Origin of the sequence: Methanosarcina acetivorans C2A, from assembly GCF_000007345.1 — an archaeon.
In the GTDB taxonomy this organism is placed as follows: Archaea; Halobacteriota; Methanosarcinia; order Methanosarcinales; family Methanosarcinaceae; genus Methanosarcina; species Methanosarcina acetivorans.
The window spans coordinates 3,649,005-3,668,074 of sequence record NC_003552.1 but is presented as its reverse complement, the minus strand read 5'-3'; the positions used below and the strand labels follow the sequence as shown (position 1 = coordinate 3,668,074).

The following is a 19,070-nucleotide window of genomic DNA, read 5'->3' as shown; positions in this document are numbered from 1 at the left end:
CCAAAAAAAGGTAAGTTACCTGCTGAAGTGATATCGAAATACTGCAAAGGTGATTACCAAGAATGTCAAAGATTTGCATATCGTTCACGTTTGATGGGTAATAAAAAGATTTAGGTTCCTATAACCCTTGACCTGACTGTTTTTCTGTTTTTGTATCATTTCTTCTTCGTTTTTTGTAGATTTGTCTGGAAAAAATATCAAAAGTTATGGGAATGGTCTCCCTCAAAAAGCAGACTAAGTATTTCATTCAATATGCGAAGATTGTCGAGATATATCAAAGGCGATGAGCTTAAGATACTTTTCGAAAGGGTTCGTGGGTTCGAATCCCACCCCTCACACTAATTTTTTGGGACATAGTAACTTGAATTTTTTGTACGCTAGTGTCATGACCATTTAATTATTTCACATAATACTTTGACATTTTCTCATCCGCATTCTTCCTTGTAAACTTCCATTCAATTTTCTTTTTGTGCTCATTCCTTCTTTTTGTCCATGCACCCACTTCATGCTTAAGCGTCTCTATATCGCCGATTCTTCTCTCTGTACATTCTATATCCATCGCATTGATCTCTATTTCTGCAGCATTAAGCCAACTTGCATGTTTTGGTGTGTAATGGAATTCTATCTTGTCCAGAATCTGGTTTGCTTCCTCTTCGGAGAATGTTTCGTAAAATGACTTTATTTATGGATATTGAGGTTATCCGTAACCAGTCTGATAACTTCAGCTTCAGAATAATCCTCGGTAACGAGAATTTTGACGAATTGTGCAAAATCCTTCATTGTTCTATTTTTTGTTACCTGAGTCACCTTTTTCCTGCTTTGAACTCTACAGCCATAAATATGTTTGCTGTTCCATTCCTGACATACTCATAATCATATTTTTCTGAGCTTCCAGATTTCATGGGAATGCTCATTCTCTTATCCATAAGCAGCTGCTTCGGCTTTTCATCAAGACAGATAAGAGGTTTTTTAGGATCGTAATCCTCTTCGTACAGATCAAGAATGTCATACATCCTGTATCTATATTCAGAATCAATTGTCTGAATACACTATATCCTTCTTAACCAAGGTTTAGTTTTGCTTTTTTCAAAATAAGCCTGACACTCTCTTTTCCTATTGTTTTAAATCCTTCTTTTTTCCTTAGTTCTTCAGTAAGCAGGGAGAGAGACCATCTCTTGCTTCCATCAGGAGAACTGCTGCAGGCTAAAGCGATTACTTCTGCAACATGTTTTTCAGTATATTTTACAGATTGACCAGATCTTGGTTTATCCGAAAGAGCACTTGGAAGACCTTCTTCAAGGTATCTTTTCCTTATATTCAAAGTAGTATTCCTAGAAACATCTAATGTTTCTGTTATCTCAGTAACTCCTTTTTGCTGGTTTGATAGAAGGAGGATACTGGCTCGAGTTAGTTCTCTTGCATTTTTATGCCCTTTTCTTACAAAGTTATGAAGGAAATTTGCCTCATTATCTTCAAGTTTAATTTGTGTCGGGTAAGTCGGGAGGATTACTCCTCCTTTCTCCCCCAGGAACCGTACGTGAAAGTTTCCCTTCATACGGCTCGAGTGTTTTCAAACCCTTTCTGTATCAGGCATCAGTTATTTTGCATAACTGATTTTGTGATTCTGGATAACAGCCCACTAACATTAATGTCTGTAAGCCTCTCACCTACTGGTGTCTTTGAGTATCTTACATTCGTGAGTTTGTTTCCGTTCACACAAGAAAACACCATCAGTAAGTCTGCATCCTTTCGGATCAGGGCAAAGTTTGAACCCCTATCCAATCCATTAAAGATTGGCATTCGCTTTTTACTGAATCCTCTACCCTCTTTGTCGTTGTTGCTCCTTACGAAGTTTCTACCCTTTTGAAGGGAACAAATAGGGCTTACCAAGTTCTATGTCATGAATAATTATGGGTTCTTTAGGGGCCATCTATAAGCCGGAAACCGTTTGTCCATTTGCTTGAACGTCATGCCAACCGTTAAAGCCTGATTTCGTACCATTTTGGTCCAAGCGTATCAATCCAATTTCGCTTGCCGTACTTTACGACTCTTACGATGGTTAACTTTACGTTCCCCATGGAACTCTTACCCTAGCAAATTATCTGAACTGGATTTTCAGAGGTTCTCACATTGTCCCAGAAGCTCTGCACCCCATCATTACTGATGACGCACATTCTGGTAGGGTTACCCCAAATGGAAAGGGCAGCATCTTAGCAATTCATGACATAACTTCTTGTCGCACGGTATGATTGTACATAATGTGAGTATGAAAAAATCTACAATGATTGTACTTCTTTTTGATCTTACATCCACTATAGGTTGCAGGACTGCCCACGAAACCTTCCGGAACCAGGCGTGATGGAGATTTCATGCAAAATAAATGCATTATGGATGGAAAATTCGGGACTCTGTTTAGACTCTCTGTTTATTCACCGGTAAGGATATTGTTTAAAGCTTCATCAATCAAATATGGAGCTTCTATTGGTTCGATCCCTTTTTTCCTTAATTCTTCCTGCGGCTTGCTCCCGATCCTGGCGCACAGTAAAGCTTCACAGTCTAAAATCACAGAAATTGTTTTATTCAAAACCTCCTCCGGATTCCCGTAATCTGCCGAGCCGCATAGAGGTGTGCACTCTCTTACTTCCAGGAATTGGATTTTGCCCTCGCCGATCTCAAATATGTAAAAACGGGATGCTTTTCCAAAATGCTGATTGATAACCTTACCGTCAGTTGAAATAACAGCGACTTTCATTGCTTTAATCTCCATTTTATCCTGTTTACGGATAAATAAAAATTGACTTTTTGTAATCTTACGCGGCTTGTTATGTATTATTCGATGAATATGTATTAGTAAGATCTGCGTGTAGAGAATGGTCAGGACTCTTATTCAGGCATTAAGCACTATAATTAAAAATATTCTTAATATAATTAAAAATGCCCCTTATATAATTAGAACTTACGCAGTTGCCAGCTTTGCAGGCAACTTTTGAATTTTCTAAATTTTAAATCAGGGTATAGTCCCGATTTCTTAGAAATTGATTAACGGCATTTCTTGCAATGCTCCATTTTGTTTCAAACTATGTAATACAGGTTCTTATTCTTTGCATTTCAACTCTGAGAGTTTCCTTGCCTTACAGCATTTGCTCCACAATACACTTCCTGTAAAAATGAAATGTATACCTGAGGGATCAGTTCCTTATATCGAACTCAAGCGCTGATATTGTAAACAAGCTCGTTGAAGGTCAGACAACTTATTGAGGGATTTCTGTAATCGAAAAGAAAAGTAAGAATATATTAAAAATAGTCATATATAGATCTATAGATTATATAGAGCACTCTAAAATATATGGAAAACATAAAATATAATGACATTGTCTGGAATACCATAAGAGACATTGATGAGACATGGATTTAGGAGAACACGTTGAGACTCCGTAAATCAAGCATGAAGTTGAAGAAATCACAAAATCCTCATAATTATAACAGTTTTGGAGTTTAAAATCTCGGAGCAAGAAAAAAATGGATTTACTTGTCATAGCAATTATCCTTGCAGGCTTATATATGGCCTGGAACATAGGGGCAAACGACCTCGCAAATGCTATGGGGACTTCAGTAGGAACGGGTGCCCTAACAATTAAGCAGGTCATTGTCATTGCCGCTGTGTTCGAATTCCTGGGTGCCGTGTTCTTCGGAAAACGGGTTACATCAACAATTGCAAAGGGAATCGTTCCCATTGATATGATCAGCAGCATCCACCCGGATATCGTGGTGCTGGGGATGCTGGCTGCAATTCTTGCCGCAAGTTTCTGGGTAACTCTCGCAACTTTTTACAATCTTCCCGTTTCAACCAGCCATTCTATTGTTGGTTCGGTACTCGGCTTCGGGCTGGTTGCAGCTTATAATGGTAGCATCTCTTTTTCTGACATCCACTGGGGAGAACTCACGAGAATTATTGCCAGCTGGTTTATATCACCGGTTCTTGGAGCTTTTCTTGCGTTTCTGATCTTTACTATGATAAGGAGCCTTTACCTGCACAGAGCATCGGATCTGCCTAGCGTCGAGAAAAAATTCATATTCTTACAGCTCATAACTGCCTGTTATATCGCATTTGCGCACGGGTCAAATGATGTCGCAAACGCTGTAGGTCCTCTCTCTGCCGCACTTAACGTGATGGGAGTAACAGGAACCGAAATCCCTATCTGGGTGCTTGTAATGGGCGGTCTCGGCATGGTAATAGGTATGGCAACCTGGGGCTATAAGGTGGTTGAAACCATAGGGTCAAAGATCACGGAACTCACCCCGACGCGCGGCTTTTCCGCACAGTTTGCAACCGCGTCGGTTGTCCTGCTCCACAGTTACAGTTCCCTTCCGATATCAACCACACACACCCTTGTAGGTTCGGTAATCGGCGTGGGGCTTGCAGGAGGTATTGCAGCCGTTGACCTTGGCGTAATCTGGAGGATTATTTCTTCCTGGATAGCAACAGTCCCCATAGCTGCCCTTACATCGGCAATAATCTTTGTAGGGCTCGAGGTGATCTTTTTATGAAAGACTACATCCGTTCCGTACTCGACGTGGTCGCAGAATCTCCCTTCGTCCCCCTCGAAATGCACGCCAGAAAAGGGGTGCTTGCCGTTGAAAAGCTCGCTGAAGCAATGGAAGCTTACTGCAACGGAAATCAGGCCCTTCTTGATGAGCGTACCGAAGAAATCGATATTCTGGAACATGAAGCCGACAAAATCAAACAGAAAATCAGGGCCAGTATACCCTCCTCCGTCAGGCTGCCGGTTAACAAGAAAGACCTTCTTTCTTTCCTCAAGCAGCAGGACTCTATCGCTGACTTTGCCCAGGCTTCAGCCTACTGGATGACCCTGCGTCCCTGCAAAAACCTCCCTGATGAAATTAAGGAAGGCTTTCTGGAACTCATGGCAACTTCCCTGAAAACCGCCAGGGTGTATGACAAGCTTGTGGGCGAACTTTACAAGCTTCTTGCCACTTCCTTCAGCAAAGAAGAAATCAAAGAGACCTTGCAGATCGTCCCCGAGGTCGAAAAGCTGGAGCACGATGTGGATGTACTTGAGACAGCCCTCTTAAAAAAGATCTTCGAACACGAAGATGAGATCGGAGGGGCAGGCGTCTGCCACCTTATGGGGCTTGTCGAAAGGATAGGAGGAATTGCCGATAAGTCCGCAAGCGCAGCCGACCGCCTGAGGTCCATGATCCTCAGAAGGTAATCCCACATTTTTATTTCATCTTCTTTTATTTTATCTTCCTTTTTTATTTCATCCTTTTTCGCAAACTCTGCAGGTCTGGTGATTAATAAGTATATCTGGTCCGGCCCGATGCTGGCAGTCTTCAGTTTCTTTCCCTGCGCCGCGCTGATTCCTGACCAGCCAGTCTTCTGGAGAATAAGCGCCTGATAAAATTGCACTGCAATTAAGAGAGTACTTTCCCCAACTCCGGAAACTGGTTTTCAAATCAAGTAATTATCAGCGCCTCCGCCAGCTTTTCTGGAGTCTCTGAAAAAATAAACAAAAAAAGCAAAAAAGAAACAGAAGTTATCATTTCTTGATCACTTTTACATGTTAGTTTCTTACAGATGCCATCAGTCGTTTTTGCTTTCGACTTTTTTCTTATCTTTCTTCTCCTTCTTTTTTGTCTTTTTGGAAAAGACCGCTCTCCTGCGTCGAGCGGAGCAAGAACGACACGAAGAGGTGAATAATGTTGTATGGGTAAAAAATATTGTAATTAAATCTTCTTGAGCGAGAGAAACGAATGAAACGGGCCTCTTGCTCTTAAAGTGAAATTCGGGAAGCGAAATTCGGACGGTTGACAAGTACAGTTGAGGAAAACACAAGAATACCTCCTTCAAGGATGCCTGCTGAAAGGGCAATTCTGAGGAATGCCAGATCAAAAAAGACTCTTTATCTGGTTTCTTGAATTGTCCTGATTAACTATCCAGGATTTTGACTTCAACGGGGAATTAAAATAATTGGAGTTAAAATAATGAAAGGATATAAAATTAGAAGGTAAAATTAGAAGGTAAAATTGGAATCAAAAATGAAACGGAACTAAAATAATGGGAAGGTAAAGCTGAATTCTTGAGAAGGGACCTGCACTTGCACCTCACCGTTCATAAATCATTCTTTGTAAAGCAGGGGCAAAGAATCAAAAAGGGAGATCTGTTATGAATAGTAAAATTTTGATTTTCAGTGTCTTATTAATTGTTACTTTAATGTGTCTCGGATGCATCTCACAACCTGATAGTTTGCAAGAAGATGGTCTGTCTGGAGAAGAAATCGGAAACATTGAAGAGGTTGAAGGCCTCTGGATGGGAAGTCTGGAGGTTCAGGGAGGACTCGAATTAAGACTTTTGTTCAACATTTCCACCATGCTTGATGGCTCTATTAATGCTACTATGGACAGCCTTGACCAGGGAGTTAGTGGCATCTCTGTAGATACAGTTACTTATAAGGATGGAAATCTGCGCCTGGGAGCGAAATCTGTTGGGGGAGTTTTTGAAGGGACACTTAAAGAGGACGGAAAAACTCTCGAAGGAGAATGGAAGCAGGCCGAATTAACCCTTCCTCTTGTGCTTGATCGTATTGAGGAAAAACCTGACACTCGCAGAGAACAGGACCCTGTTAAACCCTATCCTTACGATGAAGAAGAAGTCGTTTATGAAAATACAGCTGCAGGAGTAACGCTGGCAGGGACTTTAACTCTTCCCAGATCGGAGGGACTGTTTCCGGCAGTAATTCTCATAACGGGTTCAGGTGCCCAGAACAGGGACGAAGAGATTATGGGACACCGCCCGTTCCTTGTGCTTTCGGATTATCTGACCCGCCGGGGAATTGCCGTCCTCCGGGTTGATGACCGGGGTGTTGGAGGGTCAACCGGAGGCTTCTCGCAGGCCACTACCGAAGATTTTGCAGGGGATGTGCTCTCCGGGATTGAGTACCTGAAAAGCCGCGAAGAAATAGACCCTTCCCGGATCGGGCTTATCGGGCACAGCGAAGGAGGCTTGATTGCCCCGATAGTGGCTGTGGAGTCACCTGATGTTGCATTCATAGTGCTTATGGCAGGTACGGGCATTCCCGGAGAAGAGATTCTGTACCTCCAGAATGACCTTATTTCCAGGGCAGAAGGGGTAGACAATGAAACAATAGCCCAGAATATTGCTCTTATGAAAAGCATGTACTCTGTGGTAAAAGAAGAACAGGATGATACCATTGCCGCAGAAAAACTTCGGAAGCTTATAATGGATGAAGTGGCAAACATGAGTGAAGAAGAAAAACAGAATTCCGGCTACTCTGAAGCTTCCTCTGACACCTGGGTTAACGCTTCGGTCCAGACTCTGCTCTCTCCCTGGATGCGCTTTTTCCTTACATATGACCCAAGCTCGACCTTAATGCGGGTGACATGTCCGGTACTTGCGATAAACGGTGAAAAAGACCTCCAGGTGCCGCCTGGAGAAAATCTGAAGGCAATCGATGAAGCCCTCAAAGCAGGAGGGAATGAGGACTACACGGTAAAGGAACTGCCAGGGCTCAATCATTTATTCCAGACCGCTCAGACAGGGTCTCCTTTCGAGTACGCGACTATTGAAGAAACAATCTCTCCGACTGCTCTAGAAGTGATAGGGGACTGGATTTCGGATCACACACAGGAAAAGTGATCCCAAAAGTAACCACAAAGGTGACCTCAAAGGTGACCCTCTGAAAAAGAAGTGTTAGAGAAGTGTTAGTGTGCAGGAGGAAATGAAGGCTCTTTATTGCCACGAAATGTCATTTTCCTTCAACATTTTTCCCTGTATCTTTCCTTCTCCTTTCCTTTTCCTTATTTCTCCTTTCCTTTATCCTTCCTTCTCCTCATTTTCTTCCATCCTTAAATTCATCAATGAAAGGTAATCTTTAGATTTAAATCAATGGGGAATTTAAATGAAAATCTACTGTGCATCCGATCTTCACATCGGTTACGAAGATACAAACTGCCCGAAAATAAAAGAGTTTTTTGAGCTGGTGAAAGCAAACGCAGATGAACTTATCATCTGTGGGGATGTCCTGGATTTGTGGCGCTGTCCCATTGAAACTATCGAAAGCACGGAACCTATGTTTTGTCCTGAAATAATTTCGCTTTGAAACTTTTTTCCTCTTGTCCATGTTTTCACCACCCAAACAATCTCACTCCTATTCTGAACTTTGCCTCAACTGGTAATCTATTCCAGAATGCTTCCTGTGGCGATTCTAACTGTTCAAGTTTCAAAGCTCCATGAGGCCTCTTGTTATACCACTGTACGAATTCTTCAAATGATTCAAACTCTCCTCTAAACCTTTGATATGTATCGAACCATTTCTCTATTTTTCCGTTTGTCTGAGGATGTCTTACCCTTGCAAGTATTGGTTTGATTCCAAGTTCTTCAATGCATCTTTTAAAGTCACTATCCCATGAACCATCCTTATTAATCCTGTGAGCTCCGAATTCACTTCCATGATCCATAATGAGCTCTCTTAAAGGGTATATGTCCCAGTACTCTTTAACAAGTTCATCAATCACTTTAATGGTGTTCTCCGTGTTGCAATGAACGTACTCTCCACCTGCAATTATCATTCTTGATGAATCATCAAGAATGGCACAGACTTGCAGTCCTAACAGGGGATTCTCATGCCAATCGATGTGTGCAGCAGACATGCTGTGTTCGCGTTCGTATCTACACCATTTTCTTCTCTGTTTCTTTTTTCGGTTTTCCTTGGCAAGGTCCATGCTAAGTAGATAGTTATGGATTCTGTTATGAGATATCTTACGATTATATTTGCCTTCGATGAGAATCTCAAGGTAACAGGCTCCAAACTTATAATCAGAGTAAGTTTGGTCAATCAATTCCTTATCAGAGGAGGATAAGGGGTTCTTTGGTCTTCCAAGATTAATGCCAACTTGAGGAAGCTGACCAGTTTCAACGTATTCTTTGTAGATCTGCTGAACTCGACGGGCTGAGATCCCCTGGATCTCAGCTATCGTCGAGGTAGATTCACCTTTCGATTTTTGAGCAATGATCCAACGTATCTTTTTTCCATTAAGTTTCACAAAAGATAAGGGATTACAACCGACATATTTAGCGCGAAATAATTTCGGGATAAAACAAAAGCACGGAACCTATGAAAAGTACTTATGAAGCGTTACTTTCGGTAGCAGAGGTCGTTCCCACCACGATCGTCTGGGGAAACCATGATTATAAGCTGTGGAAAAAAGTAAAAATTCCCGTACTGGTTACCGATAGTTTTGTTTCAAACAACATTTACTATTGTCACGGCTGGCGCTTTGATTTACAGCAGATGTTCGGGCACTGGCTGTACGGCTGGCTTGTGGATAAGTTTCCTTACCTGTATCAAAAATTAATTAAAACTCCTTTTGAATTAAAAATTGAGGGCAAAAATTACCGCCAGCGTATTGAGAAGATCCATGAGAAAGCAAGAGAATTCGTCAACAAAGAAGGGCTGGATTACCTGATTATGGGGCATACCCATGAGCCGGTAGGAGATGACGGTAAACTCTTTGACTGCGGGGACATGATTGACAGCCTGACCTACGTAGTGATTGAAGATGGCAGACCCAGACTTGAACGGATGCCCTGAGGAGACTAAAAACGACTCGAGATCGCTAATTCTGGTTTTCGGAAGCAGATTTGGGATTTCTAGCCGGATCAATGCTTTTTATTCAAAAATATCAACCCTGCAATGGTAGATGACACCACTATCGGATCTGGAGAGTATATAGCACGATCTACGTTAATTTTGAATTTAGAGTGTTATAACGTTTTATGGCAGAAATTAAAGTATGATCAAGCTTTAAACCTTTTTTATTCACTTTTTTTTGGATCTTTATTATAAGAATCTTTATATTTTTACACACTCTATAATTTTTTGATTACGAGTATTCTCGTATCAAAGTAAAAATGAGGAGGAAAATATATGGATTTCAAGATAAAGCCAACTAAAAAGATCGTAGCATCCGGTTTTATTTTCTTGATGCTGTTAGCTCTGCTCGCAACAGGAGCCTCTGCAGCGGATCAGCTCAGGGACAGGGACCAGATCAAGGACCCGGATCAGGATCGCCTTAGAGACGGATCCTGTCAATCCAGCGCGGTTTCCACCTGCATAGGCGACTGTGACCAGACCCAGGACCGCCTTAGAGACGGATCCTGTCAATCCAGTGAGGTTTCCACCTGCACTGGCGATTGTGACCAGACCCAGGATCGGGATCAGGATAAAGATCAGACCCAGGACAGAGCCAGAGACCGCGATCAAGATGGGTCCTGTCTCGAGTAAGCCTGATAAAATACAATTGGAAATTCCGAAAATCCCCGTAGATCCAGCATGTAAGTAGCATGTAACCTATCAATAAAAATCCGGGGTTTTTCGGAATCTGCTTCAATTTTACTCTTTTTTCCTGGCACTGATGAAGTGAAATTTTAAATTAAATGAAAATCTGGCCGCGTACATTAATTACTGAAAGCCGTTAAATGAGACTTTCTTTAAACTGGGGATAAATTTGCAGACTGTCTACGTTTCTCAGAATTGACCAATAATTCATGTACACGAAATATTAACCATCAATAAAGAAGAGACTTTTTATTATTTTCTGGTTTTTCGTTTTCCCTCTATATCGTGCAAAACAATAAAATTTTAATTATATTGATATATTTTTTCTATTTATGGGAAAAGGAAACATTGCAATAGATAAATCAATGATAAAAACAATAGTTGACGGCAAAATAATAATTCCTTTGCCAAAAGTTTTGGTTGAAAATCGATACTATCCTATGTTCTCTATATTCTCCCCTACTCAGTGTGATAGTTGTGGAAGTAAATTACATGTTAACTCTCATCACACTCGTTTTATTATATCACGTTACGGCACTATATCTCTCAATGTTACATACTGGCTTTGTCCCACTTGTAAGAAACATTATCATGATCAGGTTATTGGTGTTCAGGGTTCTGCAAATTACAGTTCTGAATATTATGATACACAAATAAATGTCAGATACGATGGACGATGCAGTCTGCACAATTCTCGGCGAATTGGGGAAACATATACAGAAGGAGTAATAAATGTCTGTGGAAGAGCTCCTTGTCCCACTTCATTGTGGTTATATGAACAGAAACTAGCAAAACTTTCAAAGCAAGAACTTTTGAACCAAGGAGTTAGCTTTGAAGAAACATTGTATGTTGATGGGAATTGGATCAAGAATGGATGGAAAAAAAAGCTTGAAGAATTTATTGGAACGAAACTCACAAAGAAAGAATGGAAAAAAATGCGATATAAATCTGTTTACGTTGTTGCTACCAAAGAGAAGGTCATTTTAGATTTTGAAGTAACTGAGAGGTTACCAACAATTGAGGCTCTGATGCCTCTTTTTATACGAATAAAGAACCGATTTCCTGAAGATAAAATCAAAAAGATTGTTTCTGATGAGGATAAAGCGATCATTGGAGCCGTAAAAATGGTCTTTCCTGAAGTGACTCATTCTTTTTGTGTGTTTCATCAATTAAAAAACGTTAGTAAGAGGTATTATGAGGAATTCAGTTCTATTGAAGAGATTCCAGATAACGATAAGATTACCTACAATGAGATATCTCAATTGATACTTTCTGATACGGTTATCAGTGCTGTTGCGCATATTCAGAAGATACGAGAATTTAACTCTGATCTTGAACTTTCTGAAGCGTCTCATAAAGCGATTTCTTATGCCGAAGAGATTTTCAGCAAGAATGTGAGCTTCTTGAAAAAAGGTTTTACACCTGAGACAGATAATACAATGGAACAAATATTTTCTTTGATATGTGATATAGTAGACAAAGTAAGGTCATTCAAAACCGATAATGGACTAACTAATTTTTGTTACAATCTATTTACTTTTTTCAACAAACGGTGTTTCAGCACTGGAAAATGGAAAGGTTTCTCACCTTTAATGAGAGCAAGATTCCAATATGGATAATGCTAGAATTGGAGAATAATTAGTTCTTAAACTTGATGGCTTATAGCTGTAGCTGTCGGAAATTCCCACAAAAATAGTTCCACAATTTGGAAAATTTTGGTGAATGCTTGTGTAAATGAATCAACATTTTTAAATGAGTTAATTGATTTGCTCAAATTGGGATGAAATTTTGTGGTTGTCTTGAAATTGAAGAAAAACCAGAAAAAATTAAAAAGACTCATAAAGAAAATCTTTAAGCTTTTGATTTATTCCAAGCATGGTATAACTTTATAAAACTCATAAGTCTCTATTAAAATAAACTCGGAAAATAGAAAATGGTTTCAAAGAACTCCAGCAATGGCAGAAGGAATAACTGATCATATATGGAGTTTAAGAGAACTATTAACGTTTAGAATTCCCATTCAATAACTTGGAACACGACCGAAAATTTTTCCTGTTTTCTAAGTATTGAACATCATTATTTTTCTTTCACATAGAAAACAGGGCGATTGCCCACTCAGCTGTCTGTGGCAGGCGAATGAGACTTAACCTTTCAGCTTCTGCATTTTCTCAGTTTTTTCCGAGTCTAACCCCTGTTGTTCCGGAGTTGCTGTTCGCCAGCCTTCAGTAGGCCAGTATGTGGCCGACTCATTGACTGAATCCGATTTGTTGCCTGAATCAGGAGTCTCAATACAACCAGAGGCTGCGAGCATGACCCTCAAAATGACCACTAGAAACACCAGTAAGCCGACAAATTTCGAATTTCCAATGCCTCTCATAAGTTCTACCCCAGTAGTTCTACCCAAATACCCGATAAACTTCAGATTTCTTGTACCCCTCGTGAATTTATTTTCCTGTTACATTCCCCCTGTTAGTATCTCATCTTCTCATTAAAAACCTGTTTTGATTCTGGTTCAGAGAAGATGAGATTGTAGTTACGATATCTCCTTTTCTGAGGGTCTGTCATTTATCCATGAGCTCATCCCAAAACATATTTTATCCCTGCATCGGTCAAAATTTCAGAATTATTTTCATTATCTGTGACGCTATTGACATTTCAGATTCAAGATCCTGAGAGCAGATTTTGAGTTTTGGGATAAGCCCAAAAAAAAGTGGGCCTCTTGTTATTGAATTTGATTTAAAAATACATGTTGTAGACTTTATCATCCTTAATTTCTACGTAACAAAGTTTTTTATCTTCCCCAAAACCCCAGATGCCTGTATTGGCAACTTTTTTATTTAATGGTTCACGCGGATGTTGGGTGGGATAATGGGCATGTCCGTAGATCAGAAATTGATCTGGTTTCATTCCTCAAGTTTTCTTTTTTTCCAGGAGCTTGACTGCAGCATATTTTTTCCAATTTGTGCTACTTTTCCATATTCAGTCTTAAATATAATTGTTTAAGTAAAAGTTAAGTGGTAGTTGAAAACTACTGACCAAAATCACAAAAACTACTTTCACTTTTTCTTAATCTAAATAATGTATTATAAGTATCAAAGTTAAGTAAGACATAGCATTCTTGATAAAAAAAAGACGAGCTTCCATAAGATGTATGAAGTTATAAAATCAATCTTTAGGTTTACCAAATACATTTTATTCAAGACAATATGAACTTCCAGTCTCTTATTACGTTCGGTTACTAGATTATGTTTTGTTGATCCTTTTTTAAGGTCTTGAAATACGTTATAAAAATATGTTCTTGATATATATTTACAGAGGCTGGGCGATTGACTTCAAAGCTTTTATTATTATAATATCCTTATTTATATTTCTCTAATTATTATATCATATCGATATAATCTTTTTCTGATGCAATTTGAAAAAACACTTTCAAACGGCCATACTAATTGTATTGAACTTTAGCAATAATTTTTGAAAGTTGGTATGGGTGACGAGTTGTAAAAAATATTTATGTAGTGAATCTGTCGGACGGGAGTGTCAAAGAACCAGTTTAAAATTGTATCAAACTTAGAAAAATCTGGAGTGTATGCAAATGGGGAAACAAAAATTTGACCGAATACACAAGATATTAAGTATTTTCACAGTGACTTTTTTTTTAATATCAATAACGGCTGCGTCGGTAAGCGCACAGACAGGGTCTAATGAAACAGAAACAGTAACACCAGAGCCGGCCGAAACAGAGACAGAACCATTAGAAGAGCCATTAGAAGAGCCCACTGAAACGGAAACAGAACCATCAGAACCTGCCGAAACAGAAACAGAACCATTGGAAGAGCCATTAGAAGAGCCCACTGAAACGGAAACAGAACCATCAGAACCTGCCGAAACAGAAACAGAACCATTGGAAGAGCCATTAGAAGAGCCCACTGAAACGGAAACAGAACCATCAGAACCTGCCGAAACAGAAACAGTACCTGAGGAGAACATAACGGTACCAGAGGAGAACATAACAGTACCAGAGGAGAACATAACAGTACCAGAGGAGAACATAACGGTACCTGAGGAGAACATAACGGTACCTGAGGAGAACATAACGGTACCTGAGGAGAACATAACGGTACCAGAGGAGAACATAACAGTACCAGAGGAGAACATAACAGTACCAGAGGAGAACATAACGGTACCTGAGGAGAACATAACGGTACCAGAGGAAAATGTAACAGTACCTGAAGAAAATGTAACAGTACCTGAGGAAAATGTAACAGTACCTGAGGAAAATGTAACAGCACCTGTGGAAAATGTAACAGCACCTGAGGAAAATGTAACAGTGCCAGAGGAGAACGTAACAGTACCTGAAGATAATGTAACAGTTTCAGAGGATAATGTAACAGTACCAGATGAAAATATAACAGTACCAGAGAATTTTACGACACCAGACATCATATCACCAGCAATCGAAACTAACGGTACTTTCACTATCGTTAACGAAGAGACAAATAATACAACCACATTGAATGTGGGCCCCGACACTGGAGGAATTGCAGTCAATGGAACATATGCGTATGTAACCAACATTAACAACAACACTGTCTCTGTAATTAACACAATAAACAATAATGTTACAGCCACAATAAATGTTGGAGAATATCCTTCCGGAATTGCATTTGCAGGAGGAAAGGCATATGTCACGAATGTTAACAGCAACACAGTCACTGTGATTAACACAATAAACAACAACGTTATAGGCACAATTAATGTTGGAGAGCGTCCTGCTGGAATTGCAGTCGCAGGAGAAAAGGCATTTGTCACGAATGTTAACAGCAACACAGTCACCGTAATCAACACGATAAACAACAACGTTATAGGCACGATTAATGTTGGAGAGCGTCCTGCTGGAATTGCAGTCGCAGGAGAAAAGGCATATGTGACTAATGCTAACAGCAACACTGTCACTGTAATTAACACGATAAACAACAACATTATAGGCACAATTAATGTTGGAGAATATCCTACTGGAATTGCAGTTGCAGGAGAAAAGGCATATGTTTGTAACGCTAACAGCAACACCGTTACCGTAATTAACACGATAAACAACAACATTATAGGCACAATTAACGTTGGAGAATATCCTGCTGGAATTTCAGTAATAGGAAAAGAAGCATATGTGACTAACCTTAACAGCAACACAGTCACTATAATTAACACGATAAACAACAATGTTATATCAACGGTGCCTGCAAAGAGCACTCCTGTTCCTTCCTCTGGACAATGTGTGTGTGTTATTCCAGTACCAAAACCACCATGTCCTACGTGTCCATGTCCTACGTGCCCTTCAGTACCAAAATGTCCTGTTGCAAAGTTCACCAGCAAGCCCGTTTATGTAGTGAAGTTTACGGACTTATCAAAAGATGCGACTAAATGGTACTGGACCTTTGGAGACGGGACAAATTCAACTAAGCAGAACCCTCTGCACGTTTACAAAAAACCTGGGAACTACAGGGTTAACCTGACTGTAAGCAATAAAAACTGTACAGTTATGAAAAGTTCTATAGTTAATGTCTGTACCCGTTCCAGGTAACAGAACAACTCCTGTAATGCTCCAGAAACCTGGAGCAATTACTCTTTTTTTTCAGAAATTCTTCTTTTCCAGAAATACAACTGTATTGTAGGCAGGAGGTCCGGGCTGGATTCTCTGCTCCCTGAAGCCTTCAGGAAAACTAAGCAGAAAATCTCTATTTAGCAGTTTCATCAGGCCTTTCTCATAAATTCCGTAAGAAATCCTGCACCCTGCAGGTGCTAATTTCAAGAGATAATCAAGAATTTCATTTTTTAGAGAGAGTCACGAATATCCCGTCTTTCAGGTCGGGGATGAAGTGAATCCTCGCCTCTTTTTGTTTTTGATTTAAATATCTAAATTGTTGTTTCTTTGTGAAATGATCAAAAATCGGATGGGGATTCGATAGCAGAGTTTCAATAACTTGGATCGAGGAAACCTCGTTAAAGGACTCTGTGAATTATTTCCGAGTAACCGGACGAGCGGCCCGAAGTATACCCCATCCTTTTAAGGTGGAGTGGCCGCATGCAATTTGATTTTTTTCCATCAAGCCCCAAAAAAATTAAGTGCACGCATTTATGATAAGCGTGCACGTTCGAGATTCGGTTATTCAGGGACGTAGTAGCCGTCCGAGAGAGTTTTCAGGAAAGCAACAATCGCCTTTTCTTCCGAATCGTTCAGACCTAGGTCGCCCATTTCGTCAGTATTTACATTTTCTGGAACTTCAGGCTCTGGCCATCCTTCTGATGCTACATCCCTAGTATTATAGAAGTGGACAATGTCTTCCAGGCTCTTGAAGTATCCGTTATGCCCGTATGCTTTGGGGAAAACATTCCCAGGCTGCTGGTTTACGTTCCTCAGTGTTGGGACTTTATGTTTGCCCTTATTCTCATCGGCAAGGTCTTCCCATTCCGGCACTGTTGCCAGGAAACCTCCAAGCCCCGGGTCAACCCAGTTCTCTCCGTCAGGGTTGATCGGAGAGCCGTCATCAAGGTAGACCGTATCCATATCGTAGAAAGGATTATCCGGGTTCTTGGGAATACCAAGGTTATCGTAGGTGAAATCCGTGAATAACGGATAATCGCTATAGGGACCGGATTCACTTGGATGACACGCACTACACATGGCTTTACCGTTAAACAGTTCAAGGCCCCATTCTTCTTCCTCTGTTAACTCGACAATACCATCCTGATAGGCGTCATATTTGGAAGAAAACTGGTTTACCTCACTCGAATTCTCATAAGCTGCAATAGCCAGAGCAGTCCTATTATAATTAATATCTATCTCTTCTGGGGTCGCATAGCTTATAGGTTCACCCCAGACACTTTCCCAGAGCCCGGCATATCTTGATGTGGCTATCTGTTCCAGGACAGCTTCCTTACTCGGATTGTTCTGTTCCACCGGATTCAGAAACGGACCCATAGCCTGGTCTGCGGCGGGATTTCCAAGCATTTCACCTGTGGCTCTTCCGTCCCAGAAATTCCCTCCTACAAACAGTCCTTCATCCTCATCATAATGGAAAATCGGGCTCAAAGTGGCATACGCAGCACTTGGCGGTTTACGGTTTCCAAAGCGCTGAGGCACAGCACCGCGATATACGGAACCTTTGATGTTAATACCGGCGATAGGTCCGGTAAATCCGTATTGCGGAGAATGACAGTCGGCACAGGACATGCTGTCAGGATCTGAAATCTTGTCAAAAAATATTTTTTTCCCAAGCTGTTCCTCGCCAATTAATTCTGCAGAAGCTGACCCAACAAGAACTGTCAGGAGCAGAACCAATAAAAGTGTCCATAGCTTTATTTTTGTCAAACAAATCCCCCTTGTTATTCTGGTTTATCCCGGAAAAATCAGATGATGCAAACCGTTGAGTAAAGACGCCACCAACCATCATCCCCGGCAAAGAATTCCACAAGATACTTTTGCGAAATTTGTACATTATATATGGACTGTATTAATAAAAACATTCCTGTAGTATGATTTAAAATATATAATATGAGATATTATCCAAAGAAAAAACAAACGTTATTGTCTTCAGAATATTATTGAAAAACGAGCATATAAAAATAAAAATCTGGTGTCATTTTTAGCACAGGTTTTGTTAAAAAAGTTCAGAAAACAATATGCAAAAAACTAAAAGTGTAAAAAGCACAGGCTGCTAAAGCTTTTATCTTTTTTTCTCAAGGAAAACAACAGTATTGTAGACCGGAGGTTCGGGGTCTACTCTTGCCTGCTCCTCAAAACCCTCAGGAAGGTCAAAAAGGCAGTCCCCATTCAGCATCCTGCGTAACCCTTTTTCGTAAATCCTGCAAGAAATCCTGCTTTTTGCAGGCATGACCGCCAGAAGGTACTCGAAAATCTCTTTCTTGGGTTCAGCCTGGGCTGCTATCATCAGGGCTTTAATCCCTGCATCCGGACTCAGCGCAAAGCCTTCCCCATTCAGTGAAAAATGATTTCCGTTAATTATTGTGATAACTTCGGAAAGCCCGAGCTTTTCCAGCACTTTTTTTGACAGGTTTGCCCGGGTGGGGTCCTGTTCGATCCCCGTGCTTTTCACTCCATGCTGCTGGAAAAAGACGATCAGGGTCAGGGGAAGCGGACCGCTTCCTAGGAAGAAAACCCTGTCCCCCAGGGAAAGCTCGAGGCCTTCATATTCCGTGCGAACCAGTTTGAGATAATTCCCGTAAAAGGGAAAGTTTTCCAGGACAGCCCAGGGTGAGTCACTCACAAGGATTTCGTTTGCGTGATCGGTTTCGAGTTTCACGGTGTAGAGGTTCCTGAACCTGCTGATCTCGGCAAATACAGGCTCCAGTTCTTTCTTTTGAAGGATATTCCATGCAATACCATCTTCAATTTCCAGGTTAATCAGGGAGTCCAGTTTCTGAAAAAGTTCTCTGTTTAGGTCCGAGGTCCCGTAAAGGATTTCTTCATCGGACAGTTTCCTGATATCCCGATACAGACCGAGAATTTCTTCAACAATGTACTCTGGCGAAAGCTCGAGTTCCTCACTAACTTCGATTGACATAATAACCCCATTAATATCTGCACATCCTATGATATATGCCTATTTAAAAATTATTTTAATATAGAGATTTGAAGGCTTCAGGGATCTGGGGTGTTAAATAGTATGAGGTTCG

General features: G+C 40.6%; 15 protein-coding genes and 1 pseudogene. 8 read left to right on the top strand and 8 right to left on the bottom strand.

The genetic code is table 11. The features are described 5' to 3' along the window. Positions 1-397 precede the first annotated feature (397 nt). Positions 398-1,507 (bottom strand): annotated as a pseudogene (locus MA_RS25730) (IS630 family transposase). A gap of 918 nt (positions 1,508-2,425) precedes the next feature. After that, positions 2,426-2,767 (bottom strand): NifB/NifX family molybdenum-iron cluster-binding protein, encoded by a 342-nt coding sequence (locus MA_RS15375; protein WP_011022881.1) that lies wholly within the window; start codon positions 2,765-2,767, stop codon positions 2,426-2,428. 752 nt (positions 2,768-3,519) lie between these two features. Between MA_RS15375 and MA_RS15370 the strand changes: the two genes are divergently transcribed. The 4 genes from MA_RS15370 (at position 3,520) to MA_RS15350 (ending at position 8,141) form a co-directional block, all read left to right on the top strand. Then, on the top strand, positions 3,520-4,548 hold the full coding sequence (locus tag MA_RS15370) for an inorganic phosphate transporter (RefSeq protein ID WP_011022880.1): 1,029 nt from the start codon (positions 3,520-3,522) through the stop codon (positions 4,546-4,548). Further along, positions 4,545-5,234, top strand: coding sequence for a TIGR00153 family protein (locus MA_RS15365; RefSeq protein WP_011022879.1), 690 nt, complete (start codon positions 4,545-4,547; stop codon positions 5,232-5,234). The genes MA_RS15370 and MA_RS15365 overlap by 4 nt, the downstream gene beginning before the upstream one ends. A gap of 953 nt (positions 5,235-6,187) precedes the next feature. Continuing rightward, positions 6,188-7,678 carry an alpha/beta hydrolase family protein gene (locus tag MA_RS15355; RefSeq protein WP_011022878.1) on the top strand — a complete coding sequence of 497 codons (1,491 nt, stop codon included), beginning with the start codon at positions 6,188-6,190 and terminating at the stop codon, positions 7,676-7,678. 262 nt (positions 7,679-7,940) lie between these two features. After that, positions 7,941-8,141 (top strand): hypothetical protein, encoded by a 201-nt coding sequence (locus tag MA_RS15350; protein ID WP_048065561.1) that lies wholly within the window; start codon positions 7,941-7,943, stop codon positions 8,139-8,141. 25 nt (positions 8,142-8,166) lie between these two features. Here MA_RS15350 and MA_RS15345 read toward each other — a convergent pair whose 3' ends face one another. Next, positions 8,167-9,084 carry an IS481-like element ISMac4 family transposase gene (locus MA_RS15345; protein WP_011021141.1) on the bottom strand — a complete coding sequence of 306 codons (918 nt, stop codon included), beginning with the start codon at positions 9,082-9,084 and terminating at the stop codon, positions 8,167-8,169. Between the two features lie 71 nt (positions 9,085-9,155). On the opposite strand from MA_RS15345, the gene MA_RS15340 reads away from it, so the two are divergent. The 3 genes from MA_RS15340 (at position 9,156) to MA_RS15330 (ending at position 11,998) form a co-directional block, all read left to right on the top strand. Then, a complete protein-coding gene (locus MA_RS15340) occupies positions 9,156-9,632 on the top strand; it encodes a metallophosphoesterase (protein WP_011022876.1) in 477 nt (158 codons plus the stop codon). Positions 9,633-9,968: 336 nt separating this feature from the next. After that, the gene (locus MA_RS15335) at positions 9,969-10,325 is read left to right on the top strand and encodes a hypothetical protein (protein ID WP_011022875.1); all 357 of its coding nucleotides are present in this window, start codon (positions 9,969-9,971) and stop codon (positions 10,323-10,325) included. A gap of 386 nt (positions 10,326-10,711) precedes the next feature. Further along, positions 10,712-11,998 (top strand): transposase, encoded by a 1,287-nt coding sequence (locus tag MA_RS15330; protein WP_011022073.1) that lies wholly within the window; start codon positions 10,712-10,714, stop codon positions 11,996-11,998. A 524-nt stretch (positions 11,999-12,522) separates the two neighbouring features. Here MA_RS15330 and MA_RS15325 read toward each other — a convergent pair. Both MA_RS15325 and MA_RS27275 read right to left on the bottom strand, forming a co-directional pair. Further along, positions 12,523-12,756 (bottom strand): hypothetical protein, encoded by a 234-nt coding sequence (locus MA_RS15325; RefSeq protein WP_048065560.1) that lies wholly within the window; start codon positions 12,754-12,756, stop codon positions 12,523-12,525. Between the two features lie 359 nt (positions 12,757-13,115). Next, complete coding sequence (locus MA_RS27275; protein ID WP_157860270.1) at positions 13,116-13,286, bottom strand: hypothetical protein; 171 nt, start codon at positions 13,284-13,286, stop codon at positions 13,116-13,118. A gap of 685 nt (positions 13,287-13,971) precedes the next feature. Between MA_RS27275 and MA_RS28840 the strand changes: the two genes are divergently transcribed. Beyond that, positions 13,972-15,957, top strand: coding sequence for a PKD domain-containing protein (locus tag MA_RS28840; RefSeq protein WP_226990625.1), 1,986 nt, complete (start codon positions 13,972-13,974; stop codon positions 15,955-15,957). A gap of 51 nt (positions 15,958-16,008) precedes the next feature. Here the strand turns inward: MA_RS28840 and MA_RS27270 are convergent, their stop codons facing one another. The 3 genes from MA_RS27270 to MA_RS15310 all read right to left on the bottom strand — a co-directional run bounded on the left by MA_RS27270 (position 16,009) and on the right by MA_RS15310 (position 18,958). Continuing rightward, a complete protein-coding gene (locus tag MA_RS27270) occupies positions 16,009-16,185 on the bottom strand; it encodes a hypothetical protein (RefSeq protein WP_248698050.1) in 177 nt (58 codons plus the stop codon). Between the two features lie 354 nt (positions 16,186-16,539). Beyond that, positions 16,540-17,745 carry a cytochrome-c peroxidase gene (locus MA_RS15315; protein ID WP_226990624.1) on the bottom strand — a complete coding sequence of 402 codons (1,206 nt, stop codon included), beginning with the start codon at positions 17,743-17,745 and terminating at the stop codon, positions 16,540-16,542. 355 nt (positions 17,746-18,100) lie between these two features. Beyond that, on the bottom strand, positions 18,101-18,958 hold the full coding sequence (locus MA_RS15310; protein WP_011022871.1) for a nicotianamine synthase family protein: 858 nt from the start codon (positions 18,956-18,958) through the stop codon (positions 18,101-18,103). Between the last annotated feature and the right edge of the window lie 112 nt (positions 18,959-19,070).